Raw genomic sequence first — 24,632 nt, 5'->3', positions numbered from 1 at the left:
GAATCGATATGTCCTGTTGTATAGCTTGCTAGCGCATGCTAATTGAAATTTTACTGCGGCGACCGGGGCGCCGCTGCCTGCTGCCGCGGATCAGAAGCCGCCGGTAAATTGGTAGCGGGAACCGGGATGCCACAAGGAGACGGCAGTCGCCACCGTCTGCCGCACCCAGGTCCGGCGCGACAGCAGCAGGCATGGCTCGCCGGCTTCCATCTGCAACAGCTTGCGCACAGCACTGTCGGGCATTTTGGATTCGATGCTGTATTCGGCTTTGTCGAGCGGCGCAATCTGCACCATGTAGTGGTTAGGCGTGATCCGATGAAAATCCTGTTGCAGGTATGCGGGAAACAGTTGCGGATTGGTGTAGCGGTCTTCCAGCTGGATCGGAATATCGTCGGCAAAATGCACAATCACGGAATGAAACACCGGGCCGCTTTCCAGGCCCAGCGCCTTCAGCGCCAGCGGCGCGCTGCTGGCTTCCAGCGTCAGCACCTGGCTGCGATAGCGGTGGCCGCGCGCTACCAGTTCGTCATCGATACTGTGTATCTCCACCAGCGTCGACTGGTATTTGCCGGGCGCGACATAGGTGCCGGATCCCTGGATCCGCACCAGCAACTGGTTGTCGGTCAGTTCGCGCAGGGCGCGGTTGACCGTCATCCGCGACAGGCTGAATTGCAGCATCAGCTCGCGTTCCGAAGGGATCAGGTCGCCGGGTTTCCAGTCGCCGCTGCGGATTTGCTGCAAGACATGGTCTTTTACCTGTTGAAATGCCGGTACTGCCTTGTTGCTTGATGCGCCTTGCATATGCTGGTTCCTACTCAAGAAAATTCATCACGGATACTACATCAGTTGCATACTTCAGTTGCTGCCGAGCCAAGTATGCAAGTTCAAGTGTGCTTGAAGTCAATAGCTATTTTTCAACGTTGCTATGGCGACGATCATGTGCTCAGAAGATTCGCATAAATCCGGTTGACTAAGTTGTATATGCATTATATCTTACTGGACTATACAACTTGCCGTTTTGTTCGCAGACCTTATTTGCAAACCTTTTTAAGGAGACCAGTCAACATGAGCACAACCACCAAAACCGATCCGCGCCGCGACCCCAGCCGCACCATCCGGGCGCCACGCGGCGCCACGCTGACCGCCAAGAGCTGGCTGACCGAAGCGCCGCTGCGCATGTTGATGAACAATCTCGATCCGGAAGTGGCCGAGCGGCCGAACGATCTGGTGGTGTATGGCGGGATCGGCCGTGCCGCGCGCGACTGGGCCTGTTTCGACAAGATCGTCGAAACCCTGACCAATCTGAACGAAGATGAAACCTTGCTGATCCAGTCCGGCAAGCCGGTCGGCGTGTTTCAGACCCATGCCGATGCGCCGCGGGTATTGCTGGCCAATTCCAACCTGGTGCCGAAATGGGCCAATTGGGAGCATTTCAATGAACTCGACCGCAAAGGCTTGTTCATGTACGGCCAGATGACTGCCGGCAGTTGGATCTACATCGGCAGCCAGGGCATCGTGCAAGGCACTTTTGAAACTTTTGCCGAAGCCGGGCGCCAGCACTTCGGCGGCGATCTGTCCGGCCGCTGGATCCTGACCGCCGGCCTGGGCGGCATGGGCGGCGCGCAGCCGCTGGCGGCAACTTTGGCCGGGGCAGCGTCGCTGACCATCGAGTGCAAGCAATCGAGCATCGATTTCCGCCTACGCACACGCTATCTCGACAAGCAGGCCAGGGATCTGGACCATGCGCTGGAACTGATCAAATACCATACCGAACGCAAGGAAGCGATTTCCATCGGCCTGCTGGGCAACGCGGCCGAAGTCTTGCCAGAGCTGGTCAAGCGCGCCAAGGCTGGCGGCATCAAGCCGGACCTGGTCACCGACCAGACGTCCGCCCATGACTTGATCAACGGTTACCTGCCGATCGGCTGGAGCATCGAGCAGTGGGTGGCGGCGCAACATGATCCATCGCAACAAGCCAAGCTGACCGCAGATGCAGCGCAATCCTGCGCCCGGCACGTGCAAGCGATGCTGGATTTCCATGCGATGGGCATCAAGACCGTCGATTACGGCAACAACATCCGTCAGGTGGCGTTTGACCAAGGCGTCAAGAACGCTTTCGATTTTCCCGGTTTCGTGCCGGCCTATATCCGGCCGCTGTTTTGCGAAGGCAAGGGGCCATTCCGTTGGGTTGCCTTGTCCGGCGATCCCGAAGATATCTACAAGACCGACGCCAAGATCAAGGAATTGTTTCCGGAAAATAAGCATGTGCATCGCTGGCTCGACATGGCGCGTGAACGGATTTCTTTCCAGGGTTTGCCGGCGCGGATTTGCTGGCTGGGTTTGGGCGAACGCCATATCGCCGGCCTGGCCTTCAATGAGATGGTGCGCAGCGGTGAATTGAAAGCGCCGGTAGTGATCGGCCGCGATCACCTGGATACCGGCTCGGTCGCCAGCCCGAACCGCGAAACCGAAAGCATGAAAGACGGCACCGACGCGGTTTCCGACTGGCCCTTGCTGAACGCCTTGCTCAACACTGCCGGCGGCGCCACCTGGGTTTCGCTGCATCATGGCGGCGGGGTCGGCATGGGTTACTCGCAGCATGCCGGCATGGTGATTGTGGCCGACGGCACTGAAGCAGCCGCCAAGCGCCTGGCACGGGTGCTGGTCAACGATTGCGCCTCTGGCGTGATGCGCCATGCCGACGCCGGTTACGAGTTGGCGATCGAATGCGCCAAACGCTATAACTTGAATCTGCCGATGATCAATCGCTGATCATCTTAAGCTGAGCTGAGCTGAGCTGAGCTGAGCTAAGCTAAGCTGAGCTGAGCTGTGGCCGTAAAATCGACGTATATTCTGCGCTAATTTGAAAGAAATGATCATGAAAACAAGCTTGACTCTGCAACCTGGAAAAATGTCTTTGGCAGAGATTCGCCGTATCTGGGCCGAGGCCGTGCCGCTGCAGTTGCCGCCGGCTGCCTATGCCGCCATCAATGCGTCCGCCGCCACCGTCGCCAGGATAGTCGAACGCGGCGACGCTGCTTACGGCATCAACACCGGTTTCGGCAAACTGGCCAAGACCCGTATCCCCGACGAGCAGCTGGAACTGCTGCAACGTAACCTGATCCTGTCACACTCGGTCGGCACCGGCGAGCTGATCGACGATGCCGCGGTGCGCCTGATCCTGGCCATGAAAATCGGCAGCCTGGCGCGCGGCTATTCCGGCATCCGCGCCCAGGTGATCGACACCTTGCTGGCGATCTACAACGCCGGCATCATGCCTTGCATTCCGGTCAAAGGTTCGGTCGGCGCATCCGGCGATCTGGCGCCCCTGTCGCACATGACATTGGCGATACTGGGCGAAGGGCAGGTACGGGTCGACGGCAAGCTGATCGACGCCAAAGAGGCGTTGGCCAAGGCCGGCATTACGCCTATCGTATTGGCAGCCAAGGAAGGGCTGGCGCTGATCAACGGCACCCAGGTTTCCACCGCACTGACCCTGAACGGCTTGTTCCTGGCCGAGCGCGTGCTGGAAGCCGCGACCGTGACTGGCGCCTTGGCAGTCGACGCCGCCCGTGGCAGCGACGCGCCGTTCGATCCGCGTGTGCATGAAGTACGCGGCCAGCCGGGGCAGATTGCTACGGCTAAAATTTATCGTCAGCTGTTGAACGGCAGCGCGATCCGGCAATCGCATCTGGTCAACGACGAGCGCGTGCAAGATCCTTACAGCTTGCGTTGTCAGCCGCAGGTGATGGGTGCCTGCGTCGATTTGATCGGCAATGCGGCGCGCACGCTGCTGATTGAAGCCAATGCCGTGACCGATAATCCGCTGATTTATTCAGAACATGATGAAGTCATTTCCGGCGGTAATTTTCACGCCGAGCCGGTCGCCTTTGCTGCGGATACGCTGGCATTGGCGATTGCGGAAATCGGCGCCTTGTCGGAACGCCGCATCGCCTTGCTGATCGATTCATCCTTGTCGGGGTTGCCGCCGTTCCTGGTGCAATCGTCCGGCCTCAATTCCGGTTTCATGATTGCGCACGTGACGGCCGCAGCCCTGGCGTCCGAAAACAAATCGCTGGCGCATCCGGCCAGTGTCGACAGCCTGCCGACTTCCGCCAACCAGGAAGACCACGTCAGCATGGCGACTTTCGCCGGCCGCCGCCTGCATGAAATGGCACACAATACCGCCACCATCGTGGCGATTGAATTGCTGGCAGCGGCGCAGGGCGTGGATTGTCATCAGCCGCTGGCTACTTCGCCGTTGCTGAGCGAAGTGCTGCAGCGCCTGCGTAAGCAAGTTGCGTTTTACGATAAGGATCGTTTCTTCGCGCCGGATATCGAAGCTGCCAAGCAACTGGTCTTGCAAGGCGCGGTCAGCGACAGCTGCCAGGCTTTGTTTGCCGATTTGTACGCTCAGTGAAGTGTGGCGGATAAAAGTGTGATGAATGAGATGCGTCTGATCAGCTACGAGGCATTGCCTGCCACGCCGTGGAAAAACGGTGGTGGCGTCACGCGTGAGCTATGCAGCTATCCGGCAACCGCCTCGTTCGACCAGTTCATATGGCGAGTGAGCATTGCCGACGTCACGCAATCCGGCCCTTTTTCCAGTTTTCCCGGCGTCGACCGCGTGATTACCTTGCTGCAAGGAGAGGGCATGCAGTTGCTCTCGGCTAACGGCGATCGCACTTTGTTGACGCCATTGCAAGCGCATCGTTTTCGCGGGGAAGAGCAAATCAGCGCACAATTGGAAGGCGTCGCCTGCCTGGATTTCAACCTGATGCTGCGGCGCGGTGCTGCCACCGGCTCAGTTGATATCTGGCATGCCGACCAGGATCTGGCGCATGGTTGCAATCTACTGTTTTGTTTGCAAGGCCGCTGGGATGTGCTGACGGCTGGCGGCGAGCAGGTATCGCTGGAACCGCGCCAGAGCCTGGTCTGTGAGCAAAAGCTGGGACAACTATCGTTGCGTTCGCTGCAGGCTGGCAGCATCGTCATCAGTGTCAACATCAATCTGCTATAGGGAAACCGGCATGGAGCAGAGTCAAGAAATCAAACCAGGCAAGCAAACCAAACCAGCCGACGGCATCTGGCACAACGCCAGGATTGCGCCCGCCGGCAATCCCGATCAAGTCATCCAAGATGCCGCCATCGTAGTGCGCGACGGCTTGATCGCCTGGATCGGCAGCGAGTCGGAGCTGCCGGCCGAATTTGGTCACGCCGGGCTGGCCCGGCACGATGTCGGCAAGCGCTGGATCACACCCGGCTTGATCGATTGCCACACCCATCTGGTGTACGGCGGCAATCGGGCCGATGAATTTGCCTTGCGTCTGGCTGGCGCCAGTTACGAAGAAATTGCGCGACGCGGCGGCGGTATCGTGTCTACCGTGCGCGCCACCCGCCTGGCCGACGAGGACAGCCTGTTCCAGCAAGCGGCGCAACGCCTGGAAGCTTTACTGGCCGAGGGCGTCACCACGATTGAAATCAAATCCGGCTACGGCCTGGACCTGGCCACCGAGCGCAAGATGCTGCGGGTAGCGCGGCGTCTGGGCGAGTCTTATCCAGTAACGGTCTACACCACTTTTCTTGGCGCTCACGCCTTGCCGCCGGAATACCAAAACCGCGCCGACGACTACATCAAGCTGGTTTGCGAAGAGATGCTGCCGGCCTTGCATGCTGAAGGATTGGTCGATGCGGTCGATGTATTTTGCGAAAACATCGGCTTCTCCGTGGCGCAGAGCGAACAGGTATTTGTCGCCGCCGCCAAGCTTGGCCTGCCGGTAAAGATGCATGCCGACCAGCTCTCGAATATGGGCGGCACGCAATTGGCGACCCGCTTCAAGGCACTCTCGGTCGATCATCTGGAATATCTGAGCGAAGCAGATGTGATCGCCATGCAGCAAAGCGGCACGGTTGCTGTGCTTCTGCCTGGCGCTTATTACTTTATCCGTGAAACAAAACAGCCGCCGCTGGAACTGTTGCGACGCTACCGGATACCGATCGCGATCTCTACCGATAGCAATCCGGGCACTTCTCCCAGCACCTCCTTGCTGCTGATGCTGAACATGGCTTGTACCTTGTTCCGCATGACTACAGCGGAAGCGCTGATGGGAGTTACCGCCAACGCCGCGCTGGCGCTGGGCAAGGCGGATCGTCATGGTTTGCTGGCGGTGGGACGGGCTGCCGACTTTGTGGTCTGGTCGGTGGAGTCGCTGGCGGAACTGGCTTACTGGTCGGGGCTCAATCGCTGCAGCGCGATAGTCCGCGCCGGCCAATTCAGCGCTGTATCGCAAAAGGAGGCAGCATGAAACAATTGATCGCCGACCGCGCCCTGTTGCCGGAAGGCTGGCGCAACAATGTCCTGCTGGAATGGGATGACAAGGGCATATTGACCCGCGTCAGCCCCGACGCCGAGAAAATCGCACTAGCTCCCAGAGTCGCCGGCACGGTGTTGCCAGGCATCGCCAACCTGCATTCGCACGCATTTCAAAGAGCGATGGCGGGCTTGACCGAATATCGCTCCGATCCGAACGACAGCTTCTGGAGCTGGCGCACTTTGATGTACAAGTTCGCCGGCAAGCTGGCGCCTGCGGATCTGAAGGCGATTGCAGTGCAGCTGTATATCGAGATGCTGCAAGCCGGGTATACCTCGGTTTGCGAGTTCCATTATCTGCATCACGATAGTGATGGCAAGCCTTATGCCAATCCGGCCGAAAACATGGTGTGCCTGATCGAAGCGGCGCAGGAAGCCGGCATCGGCCTGACTTTGCTGCCGGTCATGTATCAATACAGCGGTTTCGGCGGCCAGGCGCCGCATGCCGGGCAGGCGCGCTTCATCAATTCGCCGGAATGGATCATGCATGTTTTGCAAATGTTGCAAGCGGCACACCCGCAACATGCCGGCTTGCGTTATGGCGTCGCTCCCCATTCCTTGCGTGCGGTGACGCCGCAGTCGCTGCAAGAGCTGCTGACCCATCTCAGGCAATGGGATGCGCAAGCACCGGTGCATATCCATATCGCCGAGCAAAACAAAGAGGTCGAAGACTGTGTCGCTGCTTTGGGCGCGCGGCCGGTGGCCTGGTTGCTGGATAATGTCGAAGTTGACCGCCACTGGTGCCTGGTGCACGCCACCCAAATGACGACGGTAGAGACAGAAAAGCTGGCGCACAGCGGCGCCGTCGCTGGCATTTGCCCGACCACCGAAGCCAATCTGGGCGACGGCATTTTCAACGGCGTTGCCTATGCCGGTGCGCAAGGCGTGTGGGGCATCGGTTCTGATAGCCATGTCAGTACCAGCGTCAGCGAAGAATTGCGCTTGTATGAATACAGCCAGCGCCTCCAGCATCGCCAGCGTAATATGCTGGTCGGCAGTGAAGGAACTTCGGTAGGCGGCTATTTGTATCGCCAGGCTCTGCGCGGCGGTGCTGCGGCCAGCGGCCGTCCGGTGGCTGGCCTGCAACTGGGGCAGCGCGCCGATTTGCTGGTGCTGGATCAGCAACATGCAGACCTGAACGGCAAGCACGGCGAGCAGTTGCTCGACAGTTTTGTGTTTTGCCAGCACGGACAGACACCGCTGCGCGATGTCATGGTCGGCGGCCATTGGGTCATCAGGGACCACAAGCATACGCTGCAGGAGCAGAGCGCTTTATCGTATGCGAACACCATGAAAAAATTGCTGGATTATTGAGAGTTTCATAAAGCATGACAATGTCCGTGCCCGGTTGCGCTTAACAAACGCAGCTAACTGGGGTCAGAGTGAACTTTCTGCGGGTTTTTTGCAGAAACTTCACTCTGACCCCACTTAGCGGGCCACGGAGTACCTGCCTCATCTTAAGGATCGACTATGAACTTGCCTGTAGAAAAATTCCTGTTTCATCGCGGCCGTTTGCCGCTGCTGGTTTCGATGCCGCATGCGGGCGAACACATCCCGCCGGATATCCGCGCCAACATGAGCGCCGCCGCGCTGGATATTGCCGATACCGACTGGCACCTGCCGCAGTTATACAACTTCCTGGAGCAGCTCGGCGCTTCGATTCTGGTGGCAACTCACTCACGTTATGTGATCGATCTGAATCGCCCCGAGGACAACGTCAATCTCTATCCGGGGCAGGATACGACAGGGCTCTGTCCGCTGGATACCTTCCATAAGGAAGCCTTGTATCAACCCGGCAAGAATCCTGACGAAGCCGAAATCCAGCGCCGCGTCACACAATACTGGCGGCCTTATCATCAGCAGCTGGAGCAGGAATTACAGCGCATGCGGGCTGAACATGGCGTGGCGATGTTATGGGATGCGCATTCCATCGCATCCGTCGTGCCGCGTTTCTTCGAGGGCCGCTTGACCGATTTGAATCTGGGTACCGGCGCCGGCAGTTCGTGCGCGCCGGAACTGACGCAACAGCTGCAGGCGGTTGCCGTCCAGGCGGCCGATGCCGGCTACAGTCATGCCGTGAATGGCCGTTTCAAAGGTGGCCATATCACGCGCCACTACGGCAAGCCCGAGCAGAATGTCCACGCGGTGCAACTGGAACAGACACAATGCACCTATATGGAAGAACAACTGCCGTTTGCTTTCGATGAGCAGCGAGCCGCGCGGGTAAGGCCGACTTTACAGCGCTTCATGGACGTGATGCTGGCCTGGGCGCAGACCCACGCATTGCGCTGATCTCTCACAACCAATAGCCGAGCGAGCGCGCCGCCCATTCCTTGATGCGCTCGGAAAGCGGCCGTTGCTGCCATTGTTCCAGCGTGATCTGGCTTGAACCGCGGATGTCTTCGCGGAAAGCCTTTTCCATTTCGCGGCCAAACTGATCGTCGATGACGATCACGTTCGCTTCATAGTTGTGGAGAAAGCTGCGGATATCCATGTTGGCGGAACCGACGGTAGACCAGCTGCCGTCGATCACTGCGGTTTTTGCATGCAGCACCGCTATCTGCAATTGATAAATGTGGACGCCGGCGCTCAGCAGCTGCGTATAAAACGATTGGCCGGCGTGGTACACCAGGCCGATGTCGGTCACGCTGGGCAAGATCAGGGTGACCTCGACGCCACGCTTGGCGGCGGCCACCAACGCAGCCACCAGCTGGCGGTCGGGGATGAAGTAGGGCGTGGTGATATGTATGCTCCTGCGCGCCTGTTGAATCGCCAGGATATAGGCCTTGTAAAGACTGTAGTCGTGGTCTGGCTGGCTGCCCAGTACATGCACGGTCTTGTCGCCGGCGCTCTCCAGTTTTGGAAAGTAATCCAGGTCGGGCAGATCTTCATCCTGTTGGGCGCTCCAGGTTTGCAAGAACAGTAGTTGCAGGGAGGCGACCGCCGGGCCTTCTATCTGTACGTGGGTGTCGCGCCAGCCGATGGCGTCGGCGCCAGGCCTGCGTCTGGCGCGAAACAGGGAACTGTTGGCGTACGCCGCACTGATGTTGACGCCGCCGGTGAAGCCGATCTTGCCGTCCACCACCAGGATTTTGCGATGATCGCGATGATTCAACTGCCAGCGGCCAAAACGCTTGAGCGGATTGACCGGATTGAATTCGATCAGTTTGATGCCGGCAGCGCGCATGCGCTCGAAAAACTCGGTAGGAGTGCCGATGCTGCCGACGCTGTCGTAGATGATGTTGACCTGGACCCCGGCGCGCTGTTTTTCAATCAGCAGATCGGCAAAGCGCAGGCCAAGCTGGTCGCGGTCGAAAATATAGGTTTCGAAATTGATCGTGCTTTTGGCTTGCTGGATGGCGGCTATCATGGCCGTCATGGTGTCCGGGCCGTCGAACAGCAAGGTCACCTTATTGCCTTTGATCAGCGGACTGCCGGTTGCAGCTTCTTCCATCGCCGCTATTCTGTCGAGCCTGGATAATCCGGCAGCCGGGTCGCCGTTGCTGGCGACCGACTGCAATGCTGAAGCGCTCAGATTGCTGACATCGGGCAGGGTCGAGCAAGCTGCTGTCAGGATGGACAGCAGCGCGGCAGCATATCTCAAAAAACGCCGTAGAAACAAACCATGCTGCTGAGCGTTCAACATATTTTCCATATCTGATTTCGAACACTAAACGGTGGGCTTGTCTTCTTCTAGTGGCACAGCTCTTTTAGGTGGCATGAAAAAATCCTTGGGAGCTTTCCTGAAGCGTGTGAAAACGGCTTTGGCCAGGGTCATGCCGTGACGGAAGCGCACCTGGCGCGCCCGCATGGCGACGAACAGCGCCAGCGAAAAGCTGACCCACAGATTGACCGTACCTATCGCCAGCACGCCAATGACAGAGATGAGCGCGGTATGCCAGCCCATCTGATTGTCGAGGCCGGCCAGGGCGGTAGCAAAGTTGGTGGCCGAAAATGTAATGTGGCGAATGTCGATCGGCAGGCCGAGCATGAAACCAACGGTGCCGATGGTGCCGAGCAGGATGCCGAAGTAAAAATTACCCATCAGGCCGCCCAGGTTGCTTTCCAGGTATTCGCCGAACCTGGCCAGCCGCTGCTGGCCCAGCAGCTTGCGCAACCAGTGTGCACGCGCCACCCGTTGCGCTATGTGGGTGTAGAGCGCTTTGTTATCGTAGTAGCCGGAGATCAGGCCGGCCAGGAACAGGCAGACGCCGGCAATCGCTGCATGGAACAGCGCCAGGCTGGCGAACGGATCGATGTCGTGCAGCAGGTGGCCAGCCTTGTCGGGCGATACCAGGTGATGGCCGAACAAGGCGTGATAGGCGAGGGCGATCAGGTAAGCCACTGGAAAAGCCAGCAGCAAATTGCCGACCACCGCGATGAATTGCGTGCGTAACACCTTGACGATCAGTTCCACCAGGCTGTCGAGATCGATATTGCGGCCGTCCCGGCTTTGCAGGCCGGAGGCGATGCGCGATGCGGTCATCGCCGGCTGTTTGGTGGCGACGGTGAAATGCAGCACATGGATCAGCATGAAGCCGAGCGAATAATTCATACTGAATAAAAACGCTTCCACCAGCGGTGCGGCGCGCAGATAGGATGCCAGGATCTTCAGCAGCGACATGAAGCCGATGATCAGGCCGGCGCCGGAGGCGGAGCGGAACATCGCGCCATATTCGGCACGGTCTTCGGCGATATAGTGTTCGCCGGTGCGGCTGGCGTTTTCGGTGACATTGCGCGCCAGCAGGTTGATGTTGTCGGCGAATAATTCACGCACCGCGTATTTGCGGTTATGGCCTTCGATCAACTCTTGGCCCAGCGCCAATGCCTGGTTGCGCCTGGCGAGTCGCCTGGCTTCAGCTTCGGTTTCCGCTTCAGCCTGGCTTTGATCGGGCGCCGTTTCGGCTAGTTCTATTTTGGCTGGGCCGACATCGACCAGGCTCAACAGTTTGCGCAGGCGGGCAATGCTTTGTTCCAGCCGGACCAGCAGATAGGTGAGGGAGACGCTGCTACCCATGCGCAAGGCGTTTTTGCGGATCTTGAGGACGATGGTTTCGCACTGATCCAGCATCACCGACAGATGGCGGGCGTCTTCGACCGGCGGCAAATTGCTGAGATCGGCAGCCGCGTCTGCCGCTGCGAGATGCTGGCGATAGCTGTTCAGATACAGATGCAATTCGACGTTTTGCATCAGGAACGGCGATTCGAATTCATCGATGCTGGGGTAGAGCCGCAGCAGCGCCGGCTCCAGCCCCATGGCGCTGATGCGATAGGACAGGGTCTGGATCGCCTCCAGCAGTTCACCCACGGTTTTATGGCGCTCGACGGCGTCGCTGGCGGCATTGTTCTCGGCGTCGGTATAGGGCGCGGCCTGGCTGAGCAGGTCGAACAGGCTCAGCCAGTCGCTTGCAGGAACGGCGTTGATCCACAAATAATCGGTTTCCACCGGCAGCAGACGGTCGAGGCAATCGCGCAAGTAGTTTTCATCCAGCGCCGGCGGCAAGATGCGAAACGACAGGCGCTGAAACAGTTCGGTAAAAAAGCCGGCGTTGGGCAGGATGCCGGTATCCGTATACAGGCTGATCTGGTGGCGTGTCGAAAACAAACGCAGTATGTAATGGCGCAAGGCGCTGGCCTGGGCCGGTTCGCCGTGCAGCAATTGCACCAGCACGCGCACGTTCTCGGCGGCTTGCTGGCCAAGTTCCGGCTTGCTCGGGCGTAAGGTCTTTATCAAGGCCACCAGATGGTCGATATTGTCGGAGTTCGGATCGGCGGCGATGCGTTTTAGTGTTGACAGCATGTAGAATTTTATAAAATGCAAAGTCGATAGTGTACGTTTAGTTTGCCGCAGCCGGTTGTGAATGAATGCTCTGTCCCAAATCGTCATAGAAAGAATCAAAGAATCCATGAAATTTTCCAACGCACCATTCTTGGGCAAAATCTTTGCCTGTATGTTCCTGTGGTTTATGCTGGCGGCCTGCCAGAGCTTATCGCCAACTTTATCGCCAACTTTATCGCCAACTTTAGCGCCAGCGCCGAGCGCCGCCGATGCGGCGCAGGTCGATCAGCTGCTGACGCTGATAGATCAACGGCTGGCGGTCGCCCCCATGGTGGCCAAGGCAAAATGGAACAGCGGCGGCGCCATCAACGATCCGCCGCGCGAGCAATTGATACTGGACGCCGTCACAGCCCAGGCCAAGGGCTTGGATGCGGTTTTAGTACGGCGCTTCTTCCAGGCCCAGTTCGACGCCAGCAAAGCCTGGCAACTGGGCTTGCACGCGCAGTGGCGTCGGCAAGGCGCCGGGCGTTTTGATGACGCTCCGGATCTGGGGCGGGACGTGCGGCCGCTGCTGGATGAGTTGACGCCGCAATTGATTGCCGCGCTAGGCAAGATCGCGCCTTTGCTGACGCAGCCGGGCGTGCCTGCCTTTATCGAAATGCGTTCACGCAGCCTGGTGCGCGGCGATCTGGATGGTGTGCCGCGCCGTGTCGCCCTGCAGGGCTGGCTGGGAAGTTAGCCTTGGTGGCAGTCAGTAATGATTAGCCCTGGTTGTATTTGGTCGCATAACGCATGTGCTTTTTGTAATTGGGGCCGGGCTTGCTAAAGGCCTCCAGTCCGCGCTGATAACCATATTGCCATTGCGTTTCCACGTGCTCCAGATAGGAAGCATAGCGAGCCGGCATGCGCAGGCGCAGGCGATTTTTCGGCCAGGACAGTTTCTGTTGCATGCCATGCTTGTGGAAGACGCTTTCCACATCCGAAGCGTCGATCCAGACATCGGCATGCTGGCTATGCACATGGCGCAAGCGCTGGTTGCCGTCCACGCCCAGCACCGCGCGCCAGGCCGGAATCGCCAGCGCCTGGTTAAACGGCGCTTTCATTTCCATCACTACGCGTTGCGCCAGTTGGTTTGCCAATTCGATAGGGAACAGGTCGACCACGCCGCCGGTGTAGTGCCTGGCCTGATGCGAGTGGCAGCGGAAATAAAACATGTCGGAAATGGAAATCCGTACAGCATCGGCGATAGGCATATCCACCTCGGTAAGCAATTGCGGCGCAATCGCATTGTCGCCCCAGATCGGATTGCTCATGGGAGATGGCATGCCTTCAAGCAGCGCCGCCGTACGGGGATTGCAAAACACGGTTTCGGCAAACAATTTGCGGCCGGCTCTGCGCTCTCCTACTTCATCTTTTGAAAATAATATTTTACCGCCGACAATCGCTACCGCCAGCGGATTTTCCGATTGCGGCTGCAGCGGCGGCAACGGCAATTGCGCCGGAATGTCGAAAAAATAATCGCTAAACAGATCCGGGATAACGGCGGCGCGTTTTGCCGTCAGGCGGCGTTTGACGGCGTGGGTAAACGCGCGGCCGATGGCGGCTTTGGGTGTCGATTGCAAGCCGCACAGAAACTGATACATCGCCGGCGAACTGATCCATGCCTTGCGCTGGGCGTCGTCCGGCAGCGCCTGAATCACGGCGGCAGCGATCGCGCCGCCGCAGCTGGCCAGCAGCAGATCAGGTTGGTTATTGGTTTCGACGGCTGCTGCGTACATGCCAAGGTAGTAGCCAAAGCGGAAGCCGCCGCCCGCCATTACCATGCAACATTGATATTTTTCGGTTCGGGTCATGAGTTGGAGTGATGCACTGATTGCACATTGAGTAACAAGTAACTATACCTGATGCATGCAACCATCTCGATTGCCGCAGGTGTTAGCAATGCGCCCAGAACCTCCTGGTTTGCAGCTCGTCCCGTTCGCGTTGCATGCGATCGCGGATATACGGCGGATGGCGCCGATGCGCCATGTAGTCGAGCCAGTCAAGGCGTCGTTCCAGCGCCCGGCAATCGACGTTAGGCTCGGTGGTGATCGACGTAACCGGTTCCGGTTCGATAACGGCGGCAGGCGGCGCGGCCCGAGCCCTGGCCAGTGGCTGCGGCTGGCGTAGTGACTGTTCAATCGCAGCCTGGTCGAGGCCGGGGATGACGGCGTTATCGGTGATTTGCAGCGGCTTGGTTTTGCTGCCTTGGGGGCAGCCTTTGTCGGTATAGACGATCTTGCCGTCTACGCTGCATTTGGCAATGGCGCCGGGGTCTGCGGCTAGAGCCGGCTTGCTGGGCTGGGCATATTCCGGTGGCGATGGTGGCGGTGTGCTGCTACCCGCCAGTGTTGTCGATGTTGCCGCAGCGGCCGGCGCAGGGCTGGCGGGGTTGCCTGGCAGCGGCGCAGCGTTAGCGGTTTTTTTCAGGTTCTCGACGCGATTGCGGTTAACCGGATTGAACCAGTGGTCGGCCGCATATAAACCGCCGCTGACAAGTGCGATAGCCAGCAAGAATGCGCCAAAAATCCGAACAGTGGGATGCATAGTGTTATTCAAAGAAAGCTGAAAATCAGGCGATAGTGTAGTCCGCTTTGTTTCCTTGCGTAATTTTTTATGTGGCTGCTTGACCTTGTGGTAACTACAGGGTTTTAAATGACGCCATATAACCATATCGCCGGAGAAAAATTCTGCGGCAATTGCGGTGTGCCACAATAGAGCGGCGCATTATTACTTCTACATATCGCACCAAGGATAATTATGAGCGCAGGCCATTCTCACGCCTTACCCAGCAGCCAGAACGAGAAAACTATCTGGCTCGCATTAGGACTCACCTCGATCTTCCTGGTGGTCGAAGTGATAGGCGGCCTGATCACCGGCAGTCTGGCGCTGATCTCGGATGCAGCGCACATGCTGACCGACACCATGGCGCTGGCGATCGCCCTGGCAGCAATTCGCATCGCCAGAAGGGCGCCCGATGCGCGCCGCACCTTTGGCTACCATCGGTTTGAAATCCTGGCGGCGGCGTTCAACGCGGTACTGCTGTTCCTGGTGGCGATGTATATCTTGTACGAGGCTTACCAGCGCTTCCGCAGCCCGGCAGAAATTCAATCGAGCGGGATGCTGGTGATTGCCGTCTTCGGCCTGATCGTCAATTTGATCAGCATGCGCCTGCTCAGCGGCGGCAAGGACGCCAGCTTGAATGTCAAAGGGGCGTATCTGGAAGTCTGGAGCGATATGCTGGGTTCGATTGGCGTGATTCTCGGCGCCTTGGTGATCCGCTATACCGGCTGGGCCTGGGTTGATTCGCTGATTGCGGTATTGATCGGTCTCTGGGTCTTGCCGCGCACCTGGATATTGCTCAAAGAAAGCGTGAACATCCTGCTGGAAGGAGTGCCGGAAGGCATGGATATTGAAAAGGTGCAAGCCGCGCTGCGCGCTGTACCCGGCGTGGTAAGCGTGCATGATTTCCACCTGTGGGCGGTCACCAGCGGCAAGGCCAGCCTGACCGCGCATGTGGTGTATGACCCGGCGTATTCGACGGAGCAATTGCTGCCGGCTTTGAAAGAAGTCCTGGCGTCGCAGTTTGCGGTGTATCACACCACGCTGCAGTTTGAGATAAATCCTTGTGCCCACACGGCGGATGGCTGCAATTACAGCGCGCCTGAGGAACAACATATACATGCTTGAGGCCGGGTTGGGCTGAGTTGTGTTGGTTCAGACTCAACGGTACTACAACGTCAGATTTTATTGAATCTAAACCGCCTTTACAGGACGGTAATCGCCCATTGCTTCTGATGAGAGCGCAACCGGCCGATCAGCCGACGCGGTACGTCAGCTGACGGCAAAGCGATCAGAAGCGATAGCCGACGTTAAGGAATGTTATTACCGGTCGTATCTTGAGTGTCGCAGTGCTGTCAATTACCGTGCCGCCGGCGGTTGTTCCCGTCAGCGTAGCCGTTGTTTTTACCGGAACGTAAGAAACCGACAGACCAAGCGACCAGTGGTCATCGATCGCATAGTTTGCGCCGGCACTGAATGCCGGCGACCACGAACTGGTCGCATGGACAGTGGCTGATCCACCCGGGCCTATTTTGCTGGTCACGAAATCATTGTTGGACACTTGAGCATCGATAAACTTGGTGTAATTGACACCCAGACCAACATATGGACGAAACTTGGTTTGCGCATCGAAAAAGTGGTAACGCAACAAGATAATCGGAGCGATCGGCTTGGCCTTGCCAAGCACGCCGAATGACGACAGCGTACCTGTTCCTTCGAATTTCAGATAGTTCGGATATCCAGCAACCGCCTCCACCGAAATATCGTCGGTAAAATAATGCGCGAAGGTGAAGCCCAAAGTATCGGTCTTCTCGGCAGCGAAGCCGCTGCCGGTTTCCACCAGATTGACCGGCATGCCATTGATGCTGTTGACCGTTAACGGCGTGGATTGGTTCTGTGGCGCGGCATGCAACCAGCCTACGCTGATTACATTACTGCCGGCGGTTTGCGCCTGCGCCATGCCGACAGCACTGAGCATCGCAAATCCTACCGTCACCACACCTAACCGTTTGCTCATAAATTGCATTTTCATTTTGTCTCCTTTAGGGTTTTACTGCATGAAAAGTTGCTTAATCGGGTTGCGCGCGCCGCAGGCTAGGCGGCAGCGCCCAACAAGGCTAACGATTCGCGTACGATGCTGTCGAGCTGGTCCAGCGGACCATCGTGCAGCACGGTGCGGTCTGGCCGTACCACGGCGACCCAGCCAACTGGCGCCGCACCCGGTACCAGGCAGTCGGTCATGTCTTCCCACGAGTCAGTCGACGCGCCGTGCTGGCCGCGGTGGCGCAACTGCACAACGTGGCCGCCGGCCCGCTGCCAGCGTGCCCGCAGCTCCGCGGACAGCACCGCTTGGGCATCGCAGCCAAAGCCGATCAGGTTCAGCTTGAGGCCCAGCACTTCGTCGCTGGGCAGGCAGCCCGCGTGCGCGGCGCTACGCACCAGGCCCTGCGGCAGCAAGCCGCCGCGTACTAGCCGCGCACGCCCGCGCCCCGGCTGGAACAGGCCGCGCCGGAAGCTGTTGGCCGGCTTGATCTTCAAGTCCTGGAACCAGGGCCGGGTGAAGGGGACGCGCTGCAACAGCGCCATCGTGCCGTGCAAGCACAGCGCCGCCAGCCGGTTGTGCGGCATGACCAGGCGGCCCATCAGCAGCGCCAGCTGGATGATGGACTTGGCATGCGGACGGCGCTCGGTGTCGTAGCTGTCGAGAATGGACGACGCGGCGCGCCCATGCACCACCCAGGCCAGCTTCCAGCACAGGTTGGCTGCGTCGCGCAGGCCGGCCACCAGGCCTTGGCCCACGAACGGCGGCGTGATATGGGCCGCGTCGCCGGCCAGGAACACGCGGCCGCGCGAGAAGCGCTCGACGATGCGGGCATGGAAGCGGTACACGGCGGTGCGCTCGATGGTGACGTGGTCGATGTCGCACCAAGGCGCCAGCAGCTCGCGGATCTTTTCCGGCTGCTCCATCTGCTCACGGGTCTCGCCCGGGGCCAGCTTGAATTCCCAGCGTTGGCGGTCGCCCGGCGCCACCATGTGCGGCGTCGGCCGGCGCGGGTCGCAGATGAATTCCACGTGGTCGATCGGATTGGGCACGCCGATGGCGTCGACCACCAGCCAGTCTTCGCTGAAGGTCTGGCCATCGAACTCAAGGCCGGCGCGCTGGCGCACCGGCGAGCTGGCGCCGTCAACGCCTACCAGGTAGCGAGCCCGCACCGTGGCCAGCGCGCCGTCGGCCTGCCTGAGAGTGGCGTTGACCCCATCGGCGGTCTCGGTATAGTCCACCAGTTCGGTGTCCAGCGCGGTCTGCACGCAGGGATAGAGAGCCAGCCTGGTGCGCAAAGTGCGCTCCAGCTCCGGCTGGTAAAAGGTCACCAGGCGCGGGTGGCCGTCTTGTTCGCCGGCGGTGTTGGCGCGCGCGTAGCGGCCGAACAGCGGCGAATGCATCTGCACTTTGGCGATGGCGTGGGTAGCGAACGCGCCTTCCTCCAGGCCAGCCAGCTGCAGGATGCGTAACGCCTCGTTGTCGAGCGCGATGGCGCGCGGCATGGTGAACACGTCGCTGGCCTTGTCAATTGCCAGCGTGCGCACGCCGTAGCGGCCCAGCAAATTGGCGGCGGCGGCGCCGACCGGACCGAGGCCGACCAGCAGCACGTCGATGGTGTCGGGCAGGGGAGTAGTCATGGTGATTCCTTTAAGTCCTGTGGCAGGATGTCGATGGCGTAGCTGAAGCCGGCCAGCGCAGCGCGGGCGCGCTCGCCTTCGCCTTGCAGCGCTGCGGCCTGGATGGTGGCGACCGCGCCGCGCTGGGCGTCGGCCTGCACCTGGACGCTGGCGTCAATGCTGTGCTGGGCCAGCCGCTGGCGGAACACGTGAGCGGCGGCGCGCATGCGCAGCTCGGCCTTGGCAACCTTGCCGACCGCTGTCAGCGCCATTTGCTCCAGCACCTCGATACGCACCGGAACGGCGGCCGGTTCCGGTACCAGCAAGCGGGCGGCGGCCTGCAGCGTCTCCGGCAGGATGACGGCGCCGGTTTTCAGCGTAACGTAGGCCACCGGCAGTTCGCCCGCGTGTTCGTCCGGCTGGCCGACGGCGGCCGCCATGGCCACGTCCGGATGGCGCAGCAACGCGTCCTCGATCATGGCCGGATCGATGTTATGGCCGCCGCGGATGATCAAGTCCTTGGCACGGCCGGTCAGGTGCAGGAAGCCGTCCGCATCCAGGTAGCCGAGATCCCCCGTGTTGAGCCAACCCGGCGCCAGCCAGATGCCCCGATTGTCGCGTTCGTTCAGGTAGCCGGGGAACACGTTGGGGCCGGACACGCCGATCACGCCGGTCTCGCCGCTGGCGCAGGCGCGCACGGCCAGGCCGGCGCTGTCGACCTGCCACACCTGCAAGTCCTGATGCGGCAGGCGCAGACCGACGCTGCCGGCGCGGTGGCCGCCGTCGGTGGGATTGAGCGAGGAGATGCAAGCGCCCTCAGTCAGGCCGTAGCCCTCGCACAGCGGGATGCCTGCCGCCGCCTCGAAGCGGCGTGCCACTTCGGCCGGCAACGGAGCCGCGCCGCAAAAGGCGTGGCGCAGCGAAGACAGGTCGGCGCCGTCGCGCGGCAAGCCGGCCAGGGTGGCGAAGATGGTGGGCACGCCGCTGAAGCTGGTGGCGCGGAAGCGCTCCACCAGACGCCAGAAGTTAGCCAGCACGTCCTTGCCGCGATAGCCCTGCGGCGTGAGCATCACCACTTCCCAACCGCAATGGAATGCGGCCAGCCCGGTCACCATGGCGCCGTTGACGTGGAACAACGGTAGTCCGCACAGCACCACATGGTGGCGCGGCTCCATCACGCTCAGCATGCAGGCCACAAAGGTTTCGTTCAGGTGGGTGTGCACCGCGATCTTCGGCAGGCCGGTGGTGCCGCCTGTATGGAAATAGGCACAGCGGTCACTGGCGTCGATGATCCGGCCGGACACCAGCCGGTCCGGGCGCTCCGCCCGCAGCGCGGCATCGAACGGCAGGATGCGCAAGTCGGCGCGTTGCGGCTGGGGCGCGGCCTGATACAACGCGTCCAGCGCGGCGCCGGTGGCCGGGTCGACATAGGGCGCCAGACTCACCACGAACAGGGTGCGCAGCGAAGGGCAGCGCTCGGCCACTGCCAGCGCCTTGCTCCAGCCATCGCTGTCCGGCAGCGGCGCCAGCGCCACCAGCGCGGTGGCCTCGGTGGCGTTGACGATACTGGCGATGTGTTCCACGTCCAGCATGGGATTGATCGGACTGGCGATGCCGGCCGCCTGCGCGCCCAGCAGCGCGTAGTGGGTTTCCGGCAGATTGGGCAGCAGCAGCGCGATTGCCTGTTGGGAGCTGACGCCGGCGCGATGGAAGGCGTTGGCGGCGCGCGTTACCTGTTCCAGCAGGGTGCGGTAATTGATGGTGAACGCGGGTGCTTCCGGTGCGCCGAACAGCACGAAGCGCAACGCGGTGTGGTCGGGATGGCGTTCGCAGGCTTGCCGCAGCAGTTCATAGGTGGTGCGGGCTGGCAGCTTTTGCTGCCATGGGGTTTGTTCAACAGCGCGCAGGTCGTCCAGCGAACGGATGCGGGCAGGCGCGTCCGTCGCTGCGAGGGTAAAGTCAGGCATAGGAACTCCGTAGGTGTGCGGTTCAGGTCAGAGGGGGGACGGCAGCAGCACGGCACGGCCGGCACAGCGCTGTTCGACATAGTGATGTGCGGCGGCGACGTGGATCAGCCGAAAGGCCTGCAGCGTTGGTGCGGCAGGTATCATCACGGCGTATTCGGCCAGCCAGTTCAGCGCGTCGCGGTCGGGCCGGAACACGGTCCAGGCGTAGCGCGTACCGCGCGGTGTTGCGGCGGCGCTGCGGCGTTTGCAGTACAGCGCGGCGAGCGCGCCGCCAGCGATGCCATAGCGGTCGATCTGCGCCAGCAGCGGATGGACCGTGGTGGCGTGGCCGACCGCGCCCGGCGCCAGCCGCGACACCAGTTGCGCGTCGTCGTCCCAGTGTGCGAAGTTGAGCGTGGCGGTGAATTGCCGCGGCAGTGATTCCAGCGGATGGCGGCGCCGGTCCAGCACCAAGTCGGCCCCGGCCGCGCCGCAGGCCGCCAGGCCGCGCTCGCCCGCCACCGCCGTGACGTGCGCGCCCAGCTGCTTCAGCAGGGCGATGGCGATCAGGCCCAGCCCGCCGGAGGCGCCATGCAGCAGCACTTTGCGGCCTAGCACGCTGTCGCGCGTGATGCCGGCGCCGGCCAGCGCGCGGCACACCGTCAGGAAATTGTACGGCAGCGTGGCCAGCTGTGCCGGGGCGATACCGGCCGGCTGCGCCAGTACGTGGGCGGCATCGAGCGCCACATGGGTGGCGTGCGTGCCCTGGCGGGAGGGCGGTTTGGCGCCGAACACGGCGTCGCCTTCACGCCAGCCGGTCACGCCGGGGCCGACCGCGCATATGGTGCCGGCGAAATCGCTGCCCAGCACCAGCGGGAGGCGCGCCGCGCCCATCAGGCCGAATAGCTTGCGGCCATAACCGCTGCGGCGCCGCACGTCGATCGGGTTGATGGCGGCTGCCGCCACCTGCACTACGATCTGGCCGGCGCGCGGCTGCGGCGCCGGCACCTCGTGCACCCGCAGCTGGCTGGCGTCGCCAAACTGCTCGACGGTGGCGGCCAGGCAGGGCGCGCTCATGCCGCCACCACCCGGTTGCGCTGTTCGCCCAGGTCGAGCCTGCCGTCGTCGCTGCGGATCGCCGCCGTAATGACGTCGCCCGGCCGCAGGTAGGCCGGATTGTCCAGCCCTTTCTGGATGAACAGGCGCCATTTGGTGGCGTCCGACAGCAGGTGCTTCATCACCCACAGCGTCAGCTTGCCAGGCGCCCGCGCGGCACAGCCGGCCGGGGTGCCGGTGGCGATCAGGTCGCCCGCGTCGAGGTCGTGCAGGGCGGACAGTTCGGTCAGGGTCTGGTGCGGCTTGTAGATCATGTCACCGCAATAGCTGTCCTGGCGCGGCTGACCGTTGACCGCCAAGCGCATGCGCAGCTCCGGCCAGCGCAGCCATTCCTCGGCGCTGAGCAGTAGCAGGTAGGGCCCGGCCGGGCCGAAGGTGCGGTAGCTCTTGCCCTTGTAGAACTGACCCTGCGGCAGTTGCACGTCGCGCGCCGAGATGTCGTTGACGATGGTGACGCCGGCCAGCCAATGGTGCAGCTCGCCGCTGCCGACCTTGGTGGCTCCGCGCAACGAGCGTCGCATCACCAGGCCCAGCTCGATTTCGTAATCCAGCAGGCGCACGTGGGCCGGCCGCACCACGTCGTCGTGCGCCGATGCCAGCGACGAGGGTGCTTTGGTGAACAGGGTGTTGAAGCCGATCCGCGCCGGGTCCATGCCGGACTCACGCACGTGGCTGGCGTAATTGATGCCTTGGCAAAGGAACTGGCGGTCACCGGTGATGGGCGATAGCAGCGCGACCTGATCGAGCGCCAGCAGCGCCTGCGCCGGTGTGCTGGCATGAGCCTCGTCGAGGCCCTCGTTGATGAAATCGGCGGTGCTGGCGTAGTGGCGCGACAACGGCGCGATGCGTCGTTCGTGCACTACGCCCCAGGCCGGTTTGCCTTGGTGCTGATAGCGGACCACAGTGGTTGCCATGATGTTCTCCTTGGTTCTTTGTTATTGGAATGGGTGGTGCTGCGGACTCGTCACAGCCACGGGCGCGGGCGGCCCATGGCGCGGCCCAGCAGCTTCAGGCGCGCGGCCGACAGCTGTCCACGCCATAGCAACCGGAATACCTTGAACAAAGTGCCGAGGTCGCGCTGGACCCCCATTGAGGCCGGCACATCGTCGCCCCAGGCCCAGATGCCCGACAGCTCCAGCGGCACGTAGTGGGTGGGGTAGTCGGCGGTGAACACGTCGCCGTCGGTGTAGTGCTCAAACTCCATGCCATCCGGGTCGTACCAGTAGTCGAACAGTTGACTGCCCAGCACATGGCGGCCGATGCCCCACATGTGGCGGTGGCCGTTGGCGCGCAGCACGTTGTGACCCTGTCCCAGCGCGTCCAGGTCGACCACCTCGTAGGCGCTGTGCTCATACTTTTCCTCGATGCCGCCGGCCAGCACGAAGCTGTGGTGGTCGGCCGGCGCGGCGCCCAGGTCGAGACGGAAGAAGGCCAGGTTGGGCGCGCCGTCCTCCAGATACTGCACGTCAGTGGGAATCAGGCCCAGGTGGCGCATGTACCACTGCGCCATATTGGGGAAGTCGATGGTCTGCAGCACCACGTGTCCAAGGCGCGCGACCGCGGCCGGTTCCAGTGGCGGGCGCACTGTGGCGTTCACGCGCGACAGGTGGCCGACGCTGTTGGTCAGCGGGTGCAGCGGCGCGCGCAGCGGCAGCGACGCCAGCGGCGGTTGGTCGCAGACCAGCCACAGCAGGTTGCCGGCCGGGTCGACCAGCTCGACGCCGCTGCCGCCGCCCGGGATAGCGTCGGCCGGCAGGCGGCGCGCGCCGGCTTGGCGTTCCAGTTTGATCAGCTCGGCCTCGCCGGCCACGCGGAAGGCGGCGCCCAGGTAGCGTGAACGGTTGCCGCGCCGTGCCAGGTAGATGCAGGGCGCCGTGCCGCTGCCGCGCATCAGTAATTGGCTGGCGTTGCGCGTCACGGTGCGCATGCCGAAGTCGGTGAGGAAGGTTTCGGTGGCGTCGAGATCGCATTTCTCGAACATCAGGAACGCGAGAGCGTTCGCCTTGACCAGTGCGGCCGGGCGTTTCAGCTTTTGTACCTGCGGCGGCAGGGCATGTTCTGGATAGGTTGGCTGCGTACGCAGCAGCGCGCGCGAGGGTGCAGTCATAGTGTCTCCTGGTGGATAGGGTTGCCGGGGCGGCGATTTATTATCGCTTCTAAGTGACATTATCGTCATAATGACGGATATGTCAAATATAGTTTTCGTATAAACAGGTGAGTGGGCAGCGCATTGGTAGCGCCGCACAGGACAGAATATGGAACCAGAAAGCACGCCAAATCGGCGAGATCAACAGTGAGCTGGTGCGCGCCATTGACCCGTTGGCGCAGCGGCTGGGCAAGCGGGCGCCGCCTGATCCGGCTTAAGCTGCCGAGCAGGCGAATCTGATATCATCGCTGGCGTACCAACTGCCCGGACCACCCGATGCCCGCTGCCACCAATTCCACCGACCACCGACCGCGCGTTGCCGCCGAGCGTCGCGAGCGCATGCGCTCGCGCCTGATCGAGAGCGCTCTGGTCGTGTTCGCGCAAAAAGGCGTCGGCGCCAGCGTGATTCCCGACGTGGTGGCGGCGGCCGAAGTGTCGCAGGGCTCTTTCTATAACTATTTCCGTACCAACGAAGACTTGCTGGTTGCCGTCAGCGAGCAGATCAGCAATGAGATGCTGGAGCTGATCGAGGGCGTGGTCGGCACTATCGAGGATCCGGCGCTGCGGGTGGCGACGGCGATCCGCTGTTATCTGCACCTGGCCCGTTCCTGCCGCCTGTTAGCGCACTTCGTGTCCGGCGCCGGCCTGCGGGTGGCGGGCGCCAAGAGCGTGCTATACGAAGTGCTGCCGCCCGACTTGGACGAGGGTGTCAAGCGCGGCCAGTTCGACGCCGCCGCGCTGGCGGTGGCGGTCGACGTCGTCAAGGGCACGGTGCTGGTCGCATTGCACCGCATGGCGCAGGGCCGGATCGCCAAGGATTATCCAGAACAGATCGTCCAGGCCATCCTGCGCTCGCTGGGCGTGAGCGGCGCCGCGGCGGTCCGACTGACAGCGACGCCGCTGCCGCGCCTGGCCGTGCAGGACGATTCCCTGCTGGCGCGAGCCCAGATGCGCATCGCGACCATGGCCTCCGACCATGGGAAAGCCTAAAAAACAAGAGCAATCGACTCTCGT

At 61.3% G+C, this 24,632-nt stretch carries 20 protein-coding genes; 9 read left to right on the top strand and 11 right to left on the bottom strand.

What is annotated here, in order from left to right; all coding sequences use genetic code 11:
* Positions 1 to 90 precede the first annotated feature (90 nt).
* Positions 91 to 801: a histidine utilization repressor gene (hutC, locus tag VNZ60_RS07625; protein WP_325657821.1), complete on the bottom strand. Its 711-nt coding sequence runs from the start codon at positions 799 to 801 to the stop codon at positions 91 to 93.
* 264 nt (positions 802 to 1,065) lie between these two features.
* On the opposite strand from hutC, the gene hutU reads away from it, so the two are divergent.
* From hutU to hutG, 6 genes are all read left to right on the top strand, one after another.
* Positions 1,066 to 2,772, top strand: coding sequence for a urocanate hydratase (gene hutU / locus VNZ60_RS07620; RefSeq protein WP_325657820.1), 1,707 nt, complete (start codon positions 1,066 to 1,068; stop codon positions 2,770 to 2,772).
* A 106-nt stretch (positions 2,773 to 2,878) separates the two neighbouring features.
* Positions 2,879 to 4,420, top strand: a complete 1,542-nt coding sequence (gene hutH / locus VNZ60_RS07615) for a histidine ammonia-lyase (protein WP_414648794.1) — start codon at positions 2,879 to 2,881, stop codon at positions 4,418 to 4,420.
* 21 nt (positions 4,421 to 4,441) lie between these two features.
* Positions 4,442 to 5,020, top strand: a complete 579-nt coding sequence (locus tag VNZ60_RS07610) for a HutD/Ves family protein (protein ID WP_325657818.1) — start codon at positions 4,442 to 4,444, stop codon at positions 5,018 to 5,020.
* 10 nt (positions 5,021 to 5,030) lie between these two features.
* Positions 5,031 to 6,305, top strand: a complete 1,275-nt coding sequence (hutI, locus tag VNZ60_RS07605) for an imidazolonepropionase (protein ID WP_325657817.1) — start codon at positions 5,031 to 5,033, stop codon at positions 6,303 to 6,305.
* A complete protein-coding gene (locus VNZ60_RS07600; protein WP_325657816.1) occupies positions 6,302 to 7,684 on the top strand; it encodes a formimidoylglutamate deiminase in 1,383 nt (460 codons plus the stop codon). Before hutI ends, VNZ60_RS07600 begins: the two co-directional genes overlap by 4 nt.
* A 156-nt stretch (positions 7,685 to 7,840) precedes the next feature.
* Positions 7,841 to 8,662 (top strand): N-formylglutamate deformylase, encoded by an 822-nt coding sequence (gene hutG / locus VNZ60_RS07595; RefSeq protein ID WP_325657815.1) that lies wholly within the window; start codon positions 7,841 to 7,843, stop codon positions 8,660 to 8,662.
* A 4-nt stretch (positions 8,663 to 8,666) separates the two neighbouring features.
* Here the strand turns inward: hutG and cls are convergent, their stop codons facing one another.
* Together cls and VNZ60_RS07585 are read right to left on the bottom strand one after the other, a co-directional pair.
* Positions 8,667 to 10,016, bottom strand: a complete 1,350-nt coding sequence (gene cls / locus VNZ60_RS07590; RefSeq protein ID WP_325657924.1) for a cardiolipin synthase — start codon at positions 10,014 to 10,016, stop codon at positions 8,667 to 8,669.
* A gap of 24 nt (positions 10,017 to 10,040) precedes the next feature.
* The gene (locus VNZ60_RS07585; RefSeq protein WP_325657814.1) at positions 10,041 to 12,170 is read right to left on the bottom strand and encodes a site-specific recombinase; all 2,130 of its coding nucleotides are present in this window, start codon (positions 12,168 to 12,170) and stop codon (positions 10,041 to 10,043) included.
* Between the two features lie 106 nt (positions 12,171 to 12,276).
* Here VNZ60_RS07585 and aroQ point away from each other — a divergent pair, with 106 nt between their 5' ends.
* Positions 12,277 to 12,888 (top strand): gamma subclass chorismate mutase AroQ, encoded by a 612-nt coding sequence (aroQ, locus tag VNZ60_RS07580; RefSeq protein WP_325657813.1) that lies wholly within the window; start codon positions 12,277 to 12,279, stop codon positions 12,886 to 12,888.
* A 22-nt stretch (positions 12,889 to 12,910) separates the two neighbouring features.
* On the opposite strand, the gene VNZ60_RS07575 is transcribed toward aroQ, so the two are convergent.
* Both VNZ60_RS07575 and VNZ60_RS07570 read right to left on the bottom strand, forming a co-directional pair.
* Entirely contained in the window at positions 12,911 to 14,002 is a 1,092-nt protein-coding gene (locus VNZ60_RS07575; protein WP_325657812.1) for a patatin-like phospholipase family protein, read from the bottom strand.
* Positions 14,003 to 14,084: 82 nt separating this feature from the next.
* Positions 14,085 to 14,735, bottom strand: coding sequence for a hypothetical protein (locus VNZ60_RS07570; protein ID WP_325657811.1), 651 nt, complete (start codon positions 14,733 to 14,735; stop codon positions 14,085 to 14,087).
* A gap of 213 nt (positions 14,736 to 14,948) precedes the next feature.
* Here VNZ60_RS07570 and VNZ60_RS07565 point away from each other — a divergent pair, with 213 nt between their 5' ends.
* Positions 14,949 to 15,878 (top strand): cation diffusion facilitator family transporter, encoded by a 930-nt coding sequence (locus VNZ60_RS07565; protein WP_325657810.1) that lies wholly within the window; start codon positions 14,949 to 14,951, stop codon positions 15,876 to 15,878.
* Positions 15,879 to 16,041: 163 nt separating this feature from the next.
* Here VNZ60_RS07565 and VNZ60_RS07560 read toward each other — a convergent pair whose 3' ends face one another.
* The 6 genes from VNZ60_RS07560 to VNZ60_RS07535 all read right to left on the bottom strand — a co-directional run bounded on the left by VNZ60_RS07560 (position 16,042) and on the right by VNZ60_RS07535 (position 23,579).
* Positions 16,042 to 16,782 carry an OmpW/AlkL family protein gene (locus VNZ60_RS07560; RefSeq protein WP_325657809.1) on the bottom strand — a complete coding sequence of 247 codons (741 nt, stop codon included), beginning with the start codon at positions 16,780 to 16,782 and terminating at the stop codon, positions 16,042 to 16,044.
* A gap of 62 nt (positions 16,783 to 16,844) precedes the next feature.
* On the bottom strand, positions 16,845 to 18,431 hold the full coding sequence (locus VNZ60_RS07555; protein ID WP_325657808.1) for a bifunctional 3-(3-hydroxy-phenyl)propionate/3-hydroxycinnamic acid hydroxylase: 1,587 nt from the start codon (positions 18,429 to 18,431) through the stop codon (positions 16,845 to 16,847).
* On the bottom strand, positions 18,428 to 20,377 hold the full coding sequence (locus tag VNZ60_RS07550; RefSeq protein ID WP_325657807.1) for an acyl-CoA synthetase: 1,950 nt from the start codon (positions 20,375 to 20,377) through the stop codon (positions 18,428 to 18,430). The genes VNZ60_RS07555 and VNZ60_RS07550 overlap by 4 nt, the downstream gene beginning before the upstream one ends.
* A 27-nt stretch (positions 20,378 to 20,404) precedes the next feature.
* Positions 20,405 to 21,433 (bottom strand): alcohol dehydrogenase catalytic domain-containing protein, encoded by a 1,029-nt coding sequence (locus VNZ60_RS07545; RefSeq protein ID WP_325657806.1) that lies wholly within the window; start codon positions 21,431 to 21,433, stop codon positions 20,405 to 20,407.
* On the bottom strand, positions 21,430 to 22,386 hold the full coding sequence (locus tag VNZ60_RS07540) for a fumarylacetoacetate hydrolase family protein (RefSeq protein WP_325657805.1): 957 nt from the start codon (positions 22,384 to 22,386) through the stop codon (positions 21,430 to 21,432). The genes VNZ60_RS07545 and VNZ60_RS07540 overlap by 4 nt, the downstream gene beginning before the upstream one ends.
* A gap of 50 nt (positions 22,387 to 22,436) precedes the next feature.
* Positions 22,437 to 23,579 carry a VOC family protein gene (locus VNZ60_RS07535; protein ID WP_325657804.1) on the bottom strand — a complete coding sequence of 381 codons (1,143 nt, stop codon included), beginning with the start codon at positions 23,577 to 23,579 and terminating at the stop codon, positions 22,437 to 22,439.
* A gap of 378 nt (positions 23,580 to 23,957) precedes the next feature.
* On the opposite strand from VNZ60_RS07535, the gene VNZ60_RS07530 reads away from it, so the two are divergent.
* Positions 23,958 to 24,608 (top strand): TetR/AcrR family transcriptional regulator, encoded by a 651-nt coding sequence (locus tag VNZ60_RS07530; protein ID WP_325657803.1) that lies wholly within the window; start codon positions 23,958 to 23,960, stop codon positions 24,606 to 24,608.
* The last annotated feature ends 24 nt before the right edge of the window (positions 24,609 to 24,632 follow it).

Source organism: Collimonas sp. (assembly GCF_035566375.1).
Lineage (GTDB): Bacteria > Pseudomonadota > Gammaproteobacteria > Burkholderiales > Burkholderiaceae_D > Collimonas.
This window is presented reverse-complemented; position numbering and strand designations above follow the sequence as displayed.

Coding starts and splice junctions, on each gene's coding strand:
- hutC (WP_325657821.1), bottom strand. CDS start 801: ATGCAAGGCGCATCAAGCAACAAGGCAGTACCGGCATTTCAACAGGTA.
- hutU (WP_325657820.1), top strand. CDS start 1,066: ATGAGCACAACCACCAAAACCGATCCGCGCCGCGACCCCAGCCGCACC.
- hutH (WP_414648794.1), top strand. CDS start 2,879: ATGAAAACAAGCTTGACTCTGCAACCTGGAAAAATGTCTTTGGCAGAG.
- VNZ60_RS07610 (WP_325657818.1), top strand. CDS start 4,442: ATGAATGAGATGCGTCTGATCAGCTACGAGGCATTGCCTGCCACGCCG.
- hutI (WP_325657817.1), top strand. CDS start 5,031: ATGGAGCAGAGTCAAGAAATCAAACCAGGCAAGCAAACCAAACCAGCC.
- VNZ60_RS07600 (WP_325657816.1), top strand. CDS start 6,302: ATGAAACAATTGATCGCCGACCGCGCCCTGTTGCCGGAAGGCTGGCGC.
- hutG (WP_325657815.1), top strand. CDS start 7,841: ATGAACTTGCCTGTAGAAAAATTCCTGTTTCATCGCGGCCGTTTGCCG.
- cls (WP_325657924.1), bottom strand. CDS start 10,016: ATGTTGAACGCTCAGCAGCATGGTTTGTTTCTACGGCGTTTTTTGAGA.
- VNZ60_RS07585 (WP_325657814.1), bottom strand. CDS start 12,170: ATGCTGTCAACACTAAAACGCATCGCCGCCGATCCGAACTCCGACAAT.
- aroQ (WP_325657813.1), top strand. CDS start 12,277: ATGAAATTTTCCAACGCACCATTCTTGGGCAAAATCTTTGCCTGTATG.
- VNZ60_RS07575 (WP_325657812.1), bottom strand. CDS start 14,002: ATGACCCGAACCGAAAAATATCAATGTTGCATGGTAATGGCGGGCGGC.
- VNZ60_RS07570 (WP_325657811.1), bottom strand. CDS start 14,735: ATGCATCCCACTGTTCGGATTTTTGGCGCATTCTTGCTGGCTATCGCA.
- VNZ60_RS07565 (WP_325657810.1), top strand. CDS start 14,949: ATGAGCGCAGGCCATTCTCACGCCTTACCCAGCAGCCAGAACGAGAAA.
- VNZ60_RS07560 (WP_325657809.1), bottom strand. CDS start 16,782: ATGAAAATGCAATTTATGAGCAAACGGTTAGGTGTGGTGACGGTAGGA.
- VNZ60_RS07555 (WP_325657808.1), bottom strand. CDS start 18,431: ATGACTACTCCCCTGCCCGACACCATCGACGTGCTGCTGGTCGGCCTC.
- VNZ60_RS07550 (WP_325657807.1), bottom strand. CDS start 20,377: ATGCCTGACTTTACCCTCGCAGCGACGGACGCGCCTGCCCGCATCCGT.
- VNZ60_RS07545 (WP_325657806.1), bottom strand. CDS start 21,433: ATGAGCGCGCCCTGCCTGGCCGCCACCGTCGAGCAGTTTGGCGACGCC.
- VNZ60_RS07540 (WP_325657805.1), bottom strand. CDS start 22,386: ATGGCAACCACTGTGGTCCGCTATCAGCACCAAGGCAAACCGGCCTGG.
- VNZ60_RS07535 (WP_325657804.1), bottom strand. CDS start 23,579: ATGACTGCACCCTCGCGCGCGCTGCTGCGTACGCAGCCAACCTATCCA.
- VNZ60_RS07530 (WP_325657803.1), top strand. CDS start 23,958: ATGCGCTCGCGCCTGATCGAGAGCGCTCTGGTCGTGTTCGCGCAAAAA.